The organism is Xanthobacter flavus, from assembly GCF_017875275.1.
Classification (GTDB): domain Bacteria; phylum Pseudomonadota; class Alphaproteobacteria; order Rhizobiales; family Xanthobacteraceae; genus Xanthobacter; species Xanthobacter flavus_A.
The window spans coordinates 4,443,321-4,457,294 of sequence record NZ_JAGGML010000001.1 but is presented as its reverse complement, the minus strand read 5'-3'; the positions used below and the strand labels follow the sequence as shown (position 1 = coordinate 4,457,294).

Annotated in this window: 13 protein-coding genes; 8 read left to right on the top strand and 5 right to left on the bottom strand. The window is 69.4% G+C overall.

The features are described from left to right. The first annotated feature begins 205 nt into the window (after positions 1 to 205). From J2126_RS21045 to J2126_RS21010, 8 genes are read left to right on the top strand one after another with little or no spacing between them, the layout of a single operon-like run. Positions 206 to 1,150: an ABC transporter permease gene (locus tag J2126_RS21045; RefSeq protein ID WP_209488773.1), complete on the top strand. Its 945-nt coding sequence runs from the start codon at positions 206 to 208 to the stop codon at positions 1,148 to 1,150. Beyond that, positions 1,147 to 2,040, top strand: coding sequence for an ABC transporter permease (locus tag J2126_RS21040; protein WP_209490432.1), 894 nt, complete (start codon positions 1,147 to 1,149; stop codon positions 2,038 to 2,040). The genes J2126_RS21045 and J2126_RS21040 overlap by 4 nt, the downstream gene beginning before the upstream one ends. Continuing rightward, on the top strand, positions 2,037 to 3,098 hold the full coding sequence (locus J2126_RS21035) for an ABC transporter ATP-binding protein (protein ID WP_209488772.1): 1,062 nt from the start codon (positions 2,037 to 2,039) through the stop codon (positions 3,096 to 3,098). The genes J2126_RS21040 and J2126_RS21035 overlap by 4 nt, the downstream gene beginning before the upstream one ends. Beyond that, positions 3,095 to 3,310 carry a hypothetical protein gene (locus J2126_RS21030; protein ID WP_209488771.1) on the top strand — a complete coding sequence of 72 codons (216 nt, stop codon included), beginning with the start codon at positions 3,095 to 3,097 and terminating at the stop codon, positions 3,308 to 3,310. The genes J2126_RS21035 and J2126_RS21030 overlap by 4 nt, the downstream gene beginning before the upstream one ends. Further along, positions 3,307 to 4,749 carry an amidase gene (locus J2126_RS21025; protein WP_209488770.1) on the top strand — a complete coding sequence of 481 codons (1,443 nt, stop codon included), beginning with the start codon at positions 3,307 to 3,309 and terminating at the stop codon, positions 4,747 to 4,749. The genes J2126_RS21030 and J2126_RS21025 overlap by 4 nt, the downstream gene beginning before the upstream one ends. Then, a complete protein-coding gene (locus J2126_RS21020; protein WP_209488769.1) occupies positions 4,749 to 5,738 on the top strand; it encodes an ABC transporter ATP-binding protein in 990 nt (329 codons plus the stop codon). The genes J2126_RS21025 and J2126_RS21020 overlap by 1 nt, the downstream gene beginning before the upstream one ends. After that, the gene (locus tag J2126_RS21015; RefSeq protein ID WP_209488768.1) at positions 5,738 to 6,988 is read left to right on the top strand and encodes a Zn-dependent hydrolase; all 1,251 of its coding nucleotides are present in this window, start codon (positions 5,738 to 5,740) and stop codon (positions 6,986 to 6,988) included. The genes J2126_RS21020 and J2126_RS21015 overlap by 1 nt, the downstream gene beginning before the upstream one ends. Beyond that, positions 6,988 to 7,458: an ureidoglycolate lyase gene (locus tag J2126_RS21010; RefSeq protein WP_209488767.1), complete on the top strand. Its 471-nt coding sequence runs from the start codon at positions 6,988 to 6,990 to the stop codon at positions 7,456 to 7,458. Before J2126_RS21015 ends, J2126_RS21010 begins: the two co-directional genes overlap by 1 nt. A 64-nt stretch (positions 7,459 to 7,522) precedes the next feature. Here J2126_RS21010 and J2126_RS21005 read toward each other — a convergent pair whose 3' ends face one another. From J2126_RS21005 to J2126_RS20985, 5 genes are all read right to left on the bottom strand, one after another. Continuing rightward, entirely contained in the window at positions 7,523 to 8,686 is a 1,164-nt protein-coding gene (locus tag J2126_RS21005; RefSeq protein WP_209488766.1) for an acyltransferase family protein, read from the bottom strand. Positions 8,687 to 8,870: 184 nt separating this feature from the next. Further along, positions 8,871 to 9,815 (bottom strand): NAD(P)H-dependent flavin oxidoreductase, encoded by a 945-nt coding sequence (locus J2126_RS21000; protein WP_209488765.1) that lies wholly within the window; start codon positions 9,813 to 9,815, stop codon positions 8,871 to 8,873. 174 nt (positions 9,816 to 9,989) lie between these two features. Beyond that, entirely contained in the window at positions 9,990 to 10,907 is a 918-nt protein-coding gene (locus J2126_RS20995; RefSeq protein ID WP_209488764.1) for an enoyl-CoA hydratase-related protein, read from the bottom strand. 3 nt (positions 10,908 to 10,910) lie between these two features. Beyond that, on the bottom strand, positions 10,911 to 12,119 hold the full coding sequence (locus J2126_RS20990; protein ID WP_209488763.1) for an acetyl-CoA C-acetyltransferase: 1,209 nt from the start codon (positions 12,117 to 12,119) through the stop codon (positions 10,911 to 10,913). 42 nt (positions 12,120 to 12,161) lie between these two features. Continuing rightward, on the bottom strand, positions 12,162 to 13,967 hold the full coding sequence (locus J2126_RS20985) for an AMP-dependent synthetase/ligase (protein WP_209488762.1): 1,806 nt from the start codon (positions 13,965 to 13,967) through the stop codon (positions 12,162 to 12,164). Positions 13,968 to 13,974 lie beyond the last annotated feature (7 nt).

Genomic DNA, 13,974 nt, shown 5'->3' with positions numbered 1-13,974 from the left:
CTTCTCCCCTCGCGGGAGAAGGTGGACCGCGGCGCAGCCGCGAGACGGATGAGGGGGCTGTCGCGGGCCGGAAGGTGCCCGTAGGCCGAGGCGCTTTCACCCCTCACCCCCGCCCCTCTCCCGCAAGGGAAGAGGGGAGAGAACAGAAGCGACCTAAGCGCGGAGCCGCCGCCCCGCGCTCTTCCGACACAAGCAAGGTGGCCCCGTGCTCCTCTATATCCTGCGGCGCATCGTCTATGTGATCCCCATCGTCGTCTCGGTGGCGCTGGTGTGCTTCCTGCTGGTGCACATGACCCCCGGCGATCCGCTGGTGGCGGTGCTGCCGCCGGACGCCTCCGCCGAACTCGCGGCGCAGATGCGCGCGGCCTACGGCTTCGACCAGCCATTGCCGGTGCAGTTCGGCATCTGGATCTGGAAGGCCCTGCACGGCAATCTCGGCACCTCCATCGCCACCGGCCGGCCGGTGCTCAGCGAAGTGACGGCTGCGGTGGGCAACACCTTCATCCTCGCGGTGACCGCCGCTTGCATCGGCTTTGTGCTGGGCTCCTTCTTCGGCCTCATCGCCGGCTATTTCCGCAACACCTGGGTGGACAAGCTCGCGACCTCCATCGCGGTGGCCGGCGTTTCGGTGCCGCACTACTGGCTCGGCATGGTGCTCGTCATCATCTTCTCGGTGTGGCTCAACTGGCTGCCAGCCGTGGGCATGGGGCCGGGCGGCTGGTCGTGGGACTGGGAGCACCTGCGCTTCCTCATCCTGCCGGCCGTCACCATGTCGGTGATCCCCATGGGCATCATAACGCGAACGGTGCGCGCGCTCACCGGCGACATCCTTTCCCAGGACTTCGTCGAGGCGCTGCGCTCCAAGGGCCTGCGCGAGACGCAGGTGTTCCGCCACGTGGTGAAGAACGCTCTGCCCACCGCCATCGCCGTGATGGGCCTCCAGCTCGGCTATCTGCTCGGCGGCTCGATCCTCATCGAGACGGTGTTTTCCTGGCCCGGCACGGGCTTTCTCCTGAACTCGGCGATCTTCCAGCGCGACCTGCCGCTGCTGCAGGGCACGATCCTGGTGCTGGCGCTGTTCTTCGTCTTCCTCAACCTCATCGTGGACATCGCCCAGGCGGCGATCGACCCGCGCATCAAGAGGGCCTGAGCGTGACCGCTACAAGCGACGCCGCCCTCGAGGCGGCCCCCATCGAGAAGGCCCGCGGCTACTGGGCGACGGTGGCCCGACGCCTCTCCCGCGACAAGGTGAGCATGGCCTGCGCGGCCATCCTCATCCTCATCGTGCTGGCGGCCATCTTCGCCCCCTGGCTCGGCCTCGCCGATCCCTATCAGGGCTCCATGATCCGCCGGCTGCGCCCCATCGGCACGCCCAACTACCCGCTGGGCACCGACGAGCTCGGGCGCGACATGCTCTCCCGCCTCGTCTATGGCGGACGGCTGTCGCTGCTCATCGGCATATTGCCGGTCATCCTCGCCTTCGGCATCGGAACCAGCCTCGGGCTGCTGGCGGGCTATCTGGGCGGCAAGGTCAACACGCTCATCATGCGCACGATCGACGTGTTCTACGCCTTCCCCTCCGTGCTGCTGGCCATCGCCATCTCCGGCGTGCTCGGGGCGGGCATCGTCAATTCCATCGTCTCACTCACCGTGGTGTTCGTGCCGCAGATCACCCGCGTGGCGGAGAGCGTGACCACCTCGGTGCGCTCGCTGGACTTCGTGGACGCCGCGCGGGCGTCGGGCGCCTCGGCCTTCACCATCATGCGCGTGCACATGCTGGGCAACGTGCTGGGACCCATCTTCGTCTATGCGACGGGCCTTATCTCCGTCTCCATGATCCTCGCGGCGGGCCTCTCCTTCCTCGGTCTCGGCACGCGGCCGCCCGAGCCCGAATGGGGCCTGATGCTGAACACGCTGCGCACCGCCATCTACGTCAATCCGGGCGTCGCGGCGCTGCCGGGCGTGATGATCTTCGCCGTCTCCATCTGCTTCAACATGCTCAGCGACGGGCTGCGCAGCGCCATGGACATCCGCAATTGAGCACCATCGAACCTCTTGAGGATCTCGGCGGACCGGCCCAGCCGCTGCTCGCCGTCAACAGCCTCACCAAGCACTTCCCCATCGGCGGCGGCCTGTTCGCCGAGAAGAAGACGGTGCGGGCGGTGGACGACGTGTCCTTCGCCGTCGCCAAGGGCGAGACGCTGGGCATCGTGGGCGAGAGCGGATGCGGCAAGTCCACCACCGCGCGGCTGCTGATGCACCTCATGCCGCGCACATCAGGCGAAATCCTCTTCGACGGGCAGGTCGTCGGCTACAGCCTCTCCCTGCGCGAGTTCCGGCGCGGGATGCAGATGGTGTTCCAGGACAGTTATGCGTCGCTGAACCCGCGCCTCACCATCGAGGACAGCATCGCCTTCGGCCCCAAGGTCCACGGCGTCTCCGACAAGGAGGCGCGGGCGCTCGCCCGCGAGCTGATGGGCAAGGTGGGCCTGCGCCCCGAGGTCTTCGCCAACCGCTATCCCCACGAGGTCTCCGGCGGCCAGCGCCAGCGCGTCAACATCGCCCGCGCCCTCGCGCTGAATCCCCGGCTCGTGATCCTCGACGAGGCGGTCTCGGCGCTCGACAAGTCGGTGGAAGCGCAGGTGCTGAACCTGCTCACCGACCTCAAGCGCGAGTTCGGCCTCACCTATGTCTTCATCAGCCACGACCTCAACGTGGTCCGCTACATCTCCGACCGCGTGCTGGTGATGTATCTCGGTCAGGTGGTGGAAGTCGGGCCGGTGGATCAGGTGTGGGAGGCCCCCGCCCACCCCTATACGCGCGCTCTGCTCGCCGCCATGCCGGCCCTCGATCCGGACAAGCGCACGCAGACGCCGCCGCTCTCGGGCGATCCGCCCAACCCCATCGATCCGCCCGCCGGCTGCCGCTTCCACACCCGTTGTTCCTTCGCCGAAGAGGTGTGCGGCCGCGTCGGCCCGGCGCTCTCCCCGGCGACGCCGGGCGATACGGCGCCCGATGTGCATCTCGCCGCCTGCCACATGGTGATTCCGGGCTCCGGCCATAGCCGCGCGCCCGCCGCGACGGAGGTCGCCGCATGAGCCAGCATCTCTCAACAGAAGACGCCGCCGCCATCATCCGCGCCGCCGGCCTCGATCTTCCCGCCAGTGATGCCGCACGCATCGCTTCCGGCATTTCGCCCGGCCTCACAGCCTTCTCGGCCATCGCCGGAACCCTGCCGTTCGATCTCGAACCGGCGACCTTCCTCGCGGTGCAGCGGCCCTGCGCGGAGCCGAAGGAGGGCGGCCAATGAGCCTGTCGCTCCGCCCCTCCGCCGGTGGCCCGGCCGATCCGGCGCTGATGACGCTCGCGGAAGCCGCCATGGCCATCCGCGCCGGAGTTCTCTCCTCCCGCGAGGCGACGGAGGCGTGCCTCGCCCGCATCGCGCGGCTCCAGCCGACCATCAACGCCTTCATCGCCATCGAGCCGGAGGCGGCCCTCGCCGCCGCAGACGCGGCCGACGCGGCGCTGGCGCGGGGCGAGGAGAAGGGCCTGCTCCACGGCCTGCCGCTCGCCCACAAGGACATGTTCTACGAGGAGGGTCGCGTCTCCACCTGCGGCTCGAAGATCCTGCGGGACAAGGTGGCGACCACGAACTCCACGGCCCTCGCCCGCATCAAGGCGGCGGGAACGGTGCGGCTCGGCACGCTGCACATGGTGGAGTTCGCGTATGGCCCCACCGGACACAACGCCCATTTCGGCGCGGCGCGAAACCCGTGGAACACCGCCCATGTGACGGGCGGCTCCTCCTCCGGCTCGGGGGCGGCGGTGGCGGCGCGGCTCACCTATGGCGCGCTCGGCTCGGACACCGGCGGCTCCATCCGCATGCCGGCCAATTTCTGCGGCGTCACGGGGCTGAAGACCACGGTCGGGCTCGTGAGCCGCTACGGCGCCATGCCGCTGTCCTTCTCCCTCGACACCATCGGCCCGCTGGCGCGAACGGTGGAGGATTGCGCCATCCTGCTCCAGCTGATGGCCGGCCACGACCCGTTCGACCCCACCACCGCTACCGCGCCGGTGCCGGACTATCTCGCCGCCGCCGAAGGTCGCCTCAAGGGCCTCACCATCGGCATCCCCGATGCGTTCTATGTGGACGATCTCGACCCCGAGGTCGCCCGCGTGCTGGACGAGACCATCGCCACCCTGAAGCGCGGCGGCGCGCGCATCGTCGGCGTCTCGTTGCCCGACCAGACGAAGCTCTCCGGCGCCTCGCAGGTGGTGCTGAACTGCGAGGCCTCTGCCAGCCACAAGGCGTGGCTTCTGGAGCGTCCGCAGGATTATGGCCCGCAGATCCGCTCCCGGCTGGAGAACGGCTTCGCCATCCCCGCCGTGACCTATCTGGAAGCGCTGCGCTGGCGCGGGCCGGCGCTGGCGGAGCATCTGGCCGCAGTCGCGGAGGTGGATGCCGTGCTCGCCCCCACCGCCCCCATGCCCGCCCCCACCATCGCCGAGACCGTCACGGACGGTGGGCCGGGCGCCGAGGCGATGATCCAGCGCATCACCCGCTTCACCCGTCCGGTGAACTATCTCGGCCTGCCCACCGTGAGCCTGCCCTGCGGCTTCACCGGCACGGGGCTTCCCATCGGATTTCAGGTCATCGGCCGGCCGTTCGCCGAGGCGACGCTGATCCGCATCGGCGCCGCTTTCCAGCGTGAGACCGATTTCCACGAACAGATGCCGGAGGAGGCATAATGGCCGACGCCCCCGCCCCCCTCGTCGACATCCGCGACCTCACCATCCGCTTTACCGGCGAGCGAACCGTTCACGCGGTGAACGGCGTGTCCCTTTCCCTCGGCGAGGGCGAGGTGCTGGGCTTGCTGGGCGAGTCCGGCTCCGGCAAGAGCGTCACCATGCGCGCGCTCATGCGCCTCCTGCCCAAACGCCGCTCGGTGATCTCCGGCAGCGTGCATGTGGCGGGGCAGAATGTGCTCGCCATGGACGACGCCACCCTTTCCGACTTCCGCGGCCGCACCGTCTCGATGATCTTTCAGGAGCCGGCGCTGGCGCTGGACCCGGTCTACACCATCGGCCGGCAGATTTCGGAATCGGTGATGCGCCACGAGGGGGCGAGCCAGCGCGACGCCACCGCCCGCGCGCTCGAGATGCTGGAGCTGGTGCGTATTCCCTCGGCGAAGCGACGGCTGGATGCCTATCCCCACGAGATGAGCGGCGGCATGCGCCAGCGCGCCATGATCGCCCTCGCCTTGGCCTGCCGCCCCAAGATCCTGCTGGCGGACGAGCCCACCACCGCGCTCGATGCCACCGTGCAGATCCAGATCCTGCTTTTGCTGCGCGAGTTGCAGCGGGAGATGGGCATGTCGGTGATCTTCGTCACCCACGACATCGGCGTCGCCATCGAGATCTGCGACAAGGTGGCGGTGATGTATGCCGGCCAGATCGTGGAGACGGGCACGCTGGGCGAGATCGTCCGCACGCCGCGCCATCCCTATCCGCGCGGGCTGCTCGCCTCCACCGTCCACGGCGCGGCGCGCGGGGCGAGGCTGGAGACCATTCCCGGCACGCCGCCCTCCCTCGACAAGGCGCCCGTCGCCTGCTCCTTTGCGCCGCGCTGCGCCTCTGCGCAGCCGCGATGCACCGCCGCGCCGCCGCCTTACGTCCATCTCGGACCCGGGCGCGACGTGCGCTGCATTCTGGCTGAAACCCCCGTCCCGGTGAATTGATGTCCGCGCCCGCCTCCAACCTCACGATCAACGCCGAACGCCTGTGGAGCACCATCATCGAGACCGCCCGCTTCGGCGGCACAGAGAAGGGCGGCGTGCGCCGCCTGACCCTGAGCGAGGAAGACCGGCAGGTGCGCGACTGGTTCCGCGCCGCCTGCGAGGCAGCCGGCTGCACCGTGACCGTGGACGGCCTCGGCAACATGTTCGCCTTGCGGCCGGGCAAGGACATGACGAAGCCGCCCCTCGGCATCGGCTCCCACCTCGACACCCAGCCCACCGGCGGCAAGTTCGACGGCGTTCTTGGCGTGATGGCGGCGCTGGAGGTGGTGCGCACGCTGAACGACGCCGGCATCGAGACCGACGCGCCGCTCTGCATCTGCAACTGGACCAACGAGGAAGGCTCCCGCTTCGCCCCCGCCATGATGGGCTCTGCGGGCTATGTGGCGGACCTGCCGGTCGCGGACATCCTCGCCCGCACCGATGCGGAGGGCGTAAGCGTCGGCGCGGCGCTGGACGCCATCGGCTATCGCGGACCGGAAGAGGTGGGCGCGCAGAAACTTTCGGGCTTCCTCGAAGTCCACATCGAGCAGGGGCCGATCCTGGAGGCGGAGGGGCTTCCCATCGGCGTGGTGGAGCACGGCCAGGGGATCATCTGGTACGACGGCCGCATTACCGGCTTCGAGAGCCATACGGGCTCCACGCCCATGCATCTGCGCAAGGATGCGCTGGCGACCCTCTCCGAGATCGTGCTCGCCATCGAGGCGCTCGCCAAGGCCCATGGGCCGAATGCGGTGGGCAGCGTCGGCGAGGCGGTGATCGCGCGGCCCTCGCGCAATGTGATCCCCGGCGAGATCGCCTTTTCCGGCGAGTTCCGCACGCCGGACGCCGGCATCCTCGATGCGCTGGACAAGGCGCTTCAGGTGCAGGTGAAGGAGATCGCCGCCCGGCGGAAGGTGGACGTCCGGCTCGACACCATCTGGCGCAAGGAGCCGACCCATTTCGATCCCGTGATGACCGGCGCCATCGCCGCCGCCGCCGACCGGCTAGGCCTGCCGCATCGGCCCATCGTCTCGGGGGCGGGGCATGACAGCTTCCACCTCGCCACAATGGTGCCCACGGCCATGATCTTCGTGCCGTGCAAGGACGGTGTGAGCCACAACGAGCTGGAGTCCGCCAAGCCGGACGACTGCGCCGCCGGGGCCAACGTGCTGCTGCATGCGGTGCTCGCAGTGGCGGGCGGCGGGGCTTGATGGCGCTGGTTCCGCGTCCGCTGACGGCCGAGGCCTTCGCGCCCTATGGCGAGGTGTTCGCGGTGCCGGAGGCGGTGGGCGTGCGCACCTCGTTCGACAGAGGCCTCGCCAACCTGAAGCCCCATGTGCCGGCCAGCCTCTCCATCATCCTCGCCGCGCCGGTGCCCCAGCCGGTGGTGGTGGAGGTGATCGAGCGGCACGTCTTCACCTCCCAGAGCTTCGTGCCCATGGCGGCGGCGCGCTGGGTGATCGTGGTGGCGCCGGGCACCGCCGAGGACAGGCCGGACCTTGCGGCGGCGGAAGCCTTCCTGCCCGCGCCGGGACAGGGCATCACGCTCGCCCCGGGCACATGGCATGCGCCGCTGACGGTGCTCGATGCGCCGTGCCCCTTCGCGCTCCTCATGTGGCGCGACTACGGGTCGGAGGATGAAGAGGTGATCGCCATGCCGGCGATAGCAGTGGCCCTCTAAGCCCGCGCGGCGCTTGAGCGGAGGCAACGGACAAGCCCGCGCGGCGCCTGAGCGGAGGCAACGTTTACGCAGCGGCCAGCCGCGCCCGCCCCCATTTGCGCACGGCGTGCAGGCCATCCAGCACCGGACGCTCCACGGCGACGAGGAACAGGCTGGCGAGCGCGAACGTCGCCAGCGCGGTCAGCGCGAACAGGAGCGCGAGCCCTCCCACGCCCATCGGCGCGAAGTGTACGAAGGCCCAGGCCGCCGGCCCGACGATCAGCGGCACATGCACCAGATAGAGCGGGAAGGAGAGCGCGCCCAGATGCTGCAGCGCCGGCCGCTCGAACAGGTCGCGCAGCCAGGGCGTGGTGAGGAAGGCGATGATGACGAGGAGCGCCCCCGCCTCCCGCCATCCGTCGCCGCCGAGGCGGGAGAGCACGGCATCGGCAAGTCCCGGCCCGGCCGCATGGCCGGGATAGGTCGCGCCCAGCACGAGGCCGAGGAGCGCGAGCAGCGTGCCCGCCACCGGAATGGGCCTCAGCCAGCCGCGCAACTCGAACACCAGCGCCCCGCCGCAGAAGGCGGCGAGGGAAAAGTTGCCGGCCACCCCCAAGGCGACCAGCCCCGCGACCAGCGCCGGAACCCGCGCCCGTCCACGCACGAGGGCATAGCCGCCATAGATGAGGATCGAGCCCATAAGCTCGATGCGCATGGTCCACAACGGATTGTCGAACAGCGGCCTGCCCGTTGCCACGAACACCTGCACCGCACCTTCCCACACCGCCTGCCATAAAGGCGGGATGGGCGGCTGGTGGGTCCAGCGGAACCAGGAGCTGCCGGAGAGCGCCTGCGCCGCCTTCCCGGCATCGGGAAAGCCGGCGATCCAGAACCAGGCGATGAGCGAGCCGGCCAGCGCGGGCAAGGCGAGGCGGAAATACCTGAGGCCGATCAGCAGCGGCGCTTCCTTCAGCGTGCGCGGCGCCGAGGCGGCCAGCACGAAGCCGCTCAAGGCGAAGAAGACGGCGACCGAGAAATGCCCGTTCCACAGCACCGCCAGCGGCGTGTCGGACACCGAAAACCCCTCGCGCCCCCAGGACCGGAAGGGGCCGGGCACGAAGGCGTAGAAGAAATGGAAGATCGCGACCGTGCAGGATGCGAAGCCGCGCAGGCCGTCGAGGCTCGTCACACGCCCGAGGGGCGGCGCGGCGTGGGGCGGATCGATGAAATGGGTTCCGGAAACGGGCATAAGGCGGGCATCGGGGCAGCAAGCGGGAGCCGGACCGTAGCGCCGCGGCGGGTGCCGGTCCATCGCCAGCTCCGCCGTGCGCCCGGCTCGAACCGAGCCCGCATTTCCGCCGCGCGGCCCGCCGCACGCATGATCCCTCCGGTCGAGCCGGAGGGCGACGCTGTACTGATAAGCCCCTTGCCGGTCAGACCCCGGCGAACGCATCCGAGGACAGGGCCTTGAGCGCCGCGCGATATTCATCGCCCAGCCGCGCGCACAGCTCCGCCGCGCCGGGCAAGTCTGCGATGCCGCCCACCCCCTGCCCGGCTGACCATACGGTCTTCCACGCCTTCGCCTCGTTGGACATGTCGAGCTTGGCGTGGCCCTGGAGATTGTCCGGATCGAGCCCTGCCGCGCGGATGCTGGGCTTCATGAAATTGGCGTTCACGCCACTGATGGCCGGGGTGTAGAGGATATCCGCCGCCGAGGAGGACAGGATCATGTCCTTGAATTCCTGCTGCACCATGGCCTCGCGCGTGGCGATGAAGCGCGTGCCCATGTAGGCGAGGTCCGCCCCGGCCGCGCGGGCGGCGAGGATCTGCGCGCCGGTGTTGATGGCGCCGGCCATCAGGATGGTGCCGGCGAACACCTGGCGGATCTCGGTGACGAGGGCGAACGGGCTGATCTGCCCCGCATGGCCGCCCGCGCCGGCGGACACCGCGATGATCCCGTCCACGCCGGCTTCAGCCGCCTTCTCCGCATGGCGGCGGCCGATGACATCGTGGAACACGATGCCGCCATAGGCATGCACCGCCTTCACGAGATCCGGCACCGCGCCGAGGGAGGTGATGATGAGCGGCACCTTCTCCTCGACGCAGATGGCGAGGTCCGCCTCAAGGCGCGGGTTGGACTTGTGAACGATGAGATTGACGCCGAACGGCGCCGCATCCGCCGTCTCGGCGAGGCGCGCCTTGATCTCGCGCACCCAGTCGCGGAAGCCGTCGCTCGTGCGGGCGTTCAGCGCCGGAAAGGTGCCCACGAGCCCCGAGCGCGACACTTCCACCACGAGATCGGGGCCGGAGGTGAGGAACATGGGCGCGGCCACGGCGGGGATTTTCAGGCGGCCCTCGAAGGCGGCGGGAAGCGGCATGGGGTGGTCCTTGTTCTGGGGCGGCTGAGCCGCCGTCTCATTGGCATATTGTGAACCGTCATGCCCCGGCTCGTCCGGGGCATCCACGACGCCGCCGGGGGGCGGTGCTACGCGTTCCGGCGCTCCTCTTGCGGCCAAGTGGATCCCCCGGACGAGCCGGGGGATGACGACCGCTTACGATGCCGCTCCGCCCGCCTTCGCGGCCTGGCGGGCGAAGAAGACGGCGATCTTCTCCTGCGCCTGGGGGCTCTGAATGAGGCTGGCGCAATAATCGCGCTCCACCCTGAGCGCCTTGTCGATGGGCAGGCGTGCGCCCTCGAACACACACGAGAGGATGGCGCGCTGGGCAGGGTCCTCCCCCCTGGTGCGCGCCAGCACCCGGGCGTTCCACAAAGCGAAGAGGTCGCCCGCGGCGATGCTGGTGGGCGCGAGGCCCGGCAGGCGGAAGCCCTTCACATCCCACGGCGCAACCGGGCTGACCCGGCCCTCGCGCAGGGCGGCCTTGGCGGCGGGAACGAGATCGTCCGGCGCCACGACCGCATCGATCAGCCCCGCCCCCTGCGCCTCGGCGGCGCTCATGGGGCACCCCTCCAGCAGGATCGGCAAGGCGGCGGCGATGCCGAGGCGGCGCAGCACGCGCTGGGTGCCGCCGGCGCCGGGGAGGATGCCGAGCGTCACCTCCGGAAGGCCGAACAGGCCTTTCGGATTGTCTGCTGCCAACCGGTGATGGCAGGCGAGCATCAGTTCCAGCCCCGCCCCCAGCGCGGTGCCCGGCGCTGCGGCGACCACCGGCTTGCCGCAGGTCTCCAGCCGGCGGAACAGCGCGCCCATGCGGCCGATGCGCCGCGCCGCCTCAGGCAGGCTCACATCCGGCGCCGCGAGGTCGCCCATGATGGCGAGGTCGGCCCCGGCGAGGAAGGAGGACTTGGCGGACGTGACGACGATGCCGGCAACGACGCCATCCGCCGCCAGCCGCTCCACCTCGGCCTCCAGCGCGTCCACCAGCGCCCAGCCGAGCGTGTTCACCGATCGGCCGGGCTGGTCGAGGATGAGGGTGGCGATGCCGTCGCCGTCGATCTCGGTGCGCAGCATGGCTCAGACCCGTTCGATGATGGTGGCGACGCCCATGCCGGCGCCGATGCACAGGGTGGCAAGCGCCGTGCCCTTTCCCGTGCGCTCCAGCTCGTCCAGCACGGTGCCGAGGATCATGGCGCCGGTGGCCCCCAGCGGGTGGCCCATGGCGATGGCGCCGCCGTTCACGTTCACCTGCGCGGGGTCCAGCTCCAGCGCATCGATGAAGCGCAGCGCCACGGCGGCGAACGCCTCGTTGATCTCGAAGAGGTCGATGTCCGCGACCGCCATCCCCGCCCGCTTCAGCGCCTTCTCGGCCGCAAAGGACGGCGCAGTGAGCATGATGGTGGGTTCTGAGCCGATCTCCGCGAAGGCACGGATGCGCGCGCGCGGCTTGAGCCCCGCCGCCGCACCGGCCTCGCGCGTGCCGATGAGCACAGCGGCCGCGCCGTCCACGATGCCGGAGGAATTGCCGGCATGGTGCACATGGGCGATCTCGCCCACCTCGGGATAGCGCAGGCGCGCGATCTCGTCGAAGCCGGGGTCCGCCCCCATGGCCGCAAAGGCGGGCTTGAGGCGGGCGAGATCGTCGACGCTGGAATTGCCCCGCACCGTCTCGTCGCGGTCCAGCATCACCTCGCCGATATGGTCGGTGACAGGCACGACGGAGCGGGCGAAACGCCTTTCCGCCCACGCCTGCGCGGCACGGCGGTGGCTCTCCACCGCGAAGGCGTCCACATCCGCGCGCGAATAGCCCCATTTGGTGGCGATGAGGTCCGCGCTGATGCCCTGCGGCACGAAGCGCGTGGCGAAGGCCACGTCCGGGTCCTGGCTCCAGGCCCCGCCATCGGAGAGGATGGGAATGCGCGACATGCTCTCGCAGCCGCCGCCGATCACCATGTCCGCCTGCCCGGCCATGACCTTGGCCGAGGCCATGTTCACCGCCTCCAGCCCGGAGCCGCAGAAGCGGTTGATCTGAACGCCAGCCACCTCGTCGTCATAGCCCGCGCGCAGGGCCGCGATGCGCGGCAGGCATTGGCCCTGCTCGCCGATGGGCATGACGACACCCATCACGATGTCGCTCACCATCGCCGTGTCGAGCCCGCTGCGATCGCGCAGGGCGGACAGCACGGTTGAGGCAAGATGCACGGGCGTCGCCGCGTGCAGCGCGCCATCCGGCTTGCCGCGGCCGCGCGGGGTGCGCACATGGTCGAAGATGTAGGCGTCTGGCATAAAATATCCTTGCAGCCCCCAAAGGTCTTTCAGCCGCGCCGCTCAGGCGTAGAGGCTTTCGATCTCGGAGGCGTATTTCTTCTGGATGTTGGAGCGACGGATCTTCATGGTTGCCGTCACCTCGTCGTCGTCATGGTCCAGCTCCTTGGTGAGGAGGTGGAAGCGACGGATGTGGGACACCTGCGCCAGCTCCGCATTGGCCTTGGCGATCTCCCCCTCGATCAGCGCGCGCACCTGCGGGTTTTCCACGAGGTTGCGGAAATTGGTGTAGGCAAGAGACTTCTCCTCCGCCCATTTGCCCACCGTCTCGAAATCGATCTGGATGAGGGCGGAGACATATTTGCGCGCCTCGCCGATGACGATGCACTCCTTGATGAAGACGCTCGATTTCGCGACGTTCTCGATCTCCGACGGGCTCAGATTCTTGCCGCCCGCGGTAATCATGATGTCCTTCAGGCGATCGACGATCTTCACCTGATCGCCCACCATCTCCACCACGTCGCCGGTGTGCAGCCAGCCGTCGCGCAGGGCGGCGGCCGTCGCCTCCTCGCTGCGGTAATAGCCGGCGAAGACCAGATCGCCCTTCACCAGCAATTCGTTGTGCGGGCCGAGTTTCACCTCGACGCCCTCCGCAGCCGGCCCGACACAGCCGGGGCGCAGGTCGTCGAGCCGCTGGCCGGTGCACATGCCGGTGGTCTCGGTGGCGCCATAGACTTCCACCAGAGGCACGCCGAGCGTGCGGAAGAAGCGCACAATGTTGGGCGAGATGGGCGCCGCGCCGGTCATCGCCACCTTCGCGCGCCTGAGGCCGATGAAGTTCTGCAGCGCGCGGAAGTAGAGCAGGTAGGCCACGAAGAAAAGCGCCCGCTCCTTCAGCGTCCGCGCGGAAGGATGCTTCTCGGCGAACGGCTCGCACGCCTTCACGAGGCGTTCGTAGAGCGTGCGGCGCAGGCCTCCCGCCTCCATCATCTTGATGGTGATGGACGCCGCGAGCTTTTCCCAGATGCGCGGCACGCCGAGGAACATGGAGGGCGCCACCTCCCGCAGGTCCTCCTGGATCGTGCGGATGCTCTCGCCGAAATTCACCTGCGAGCCCAGATAGATGGGCGCCATGGTGGTGAGCATCTGCTCGGCCACGTGGCAGAGCGGCAGGTAAGAGACGTGGGTGGTGGTCTCGTCGAGTCGAAGGCGCTCGGCGAGCGCGATCGCCTCGGCGCGCAGGTTGCGATAGGTGAGCATCGCGCCCTTGGGCTTTCCGGTGGAGCCGGAGGTGTAGATCATCAGCGCCACGTCGGTGAGCGACTGGCGCGCCAGCGCCGCGTCGATGAGGCGGGGGTGGGCGGCGCGATGGGCGGCGCCCATCTCCACGAGCTGATCGAAGGCGATCACCTCGCCGCCCGCATAGGTGCGCAGGCCCTTCTTCTCCACCACCACGATGCGCCGGAGCTTCGGCAGTTCGTCCCGCCGCTCCAGCACCTTGTCCACCTGCTCCTGGTCCTCGCAGACGACGATCTCCGCCTCCGCATGGCCGAGCACATAGGCCACCTCGTTCGCCGGGCTGGTGGGATATACACCCACCGTGACCGCGCCGAGGAGGCCGGCGCCGAGCTGGGTCAGCACCCATTCGATACGGTTTTCCGAGAGTACCGCCACATGCCCGCCCTCAGGCAGGCCGAGCGCTCTGAGACCATGCCCGGCCAGGGCAGCGCGCTCGAAATACGCCTGCCAGGACACCGGATTCCAGATGCCGAAATCCTTCTGGCGAATGGCCGTGCGGGTGGCGATGCGCTCCGCATTCAGGCGCAGCATCTGCGGCAGGGTGAGGTCGGGGAATTGGGGTGCGGTCATGGTCGCG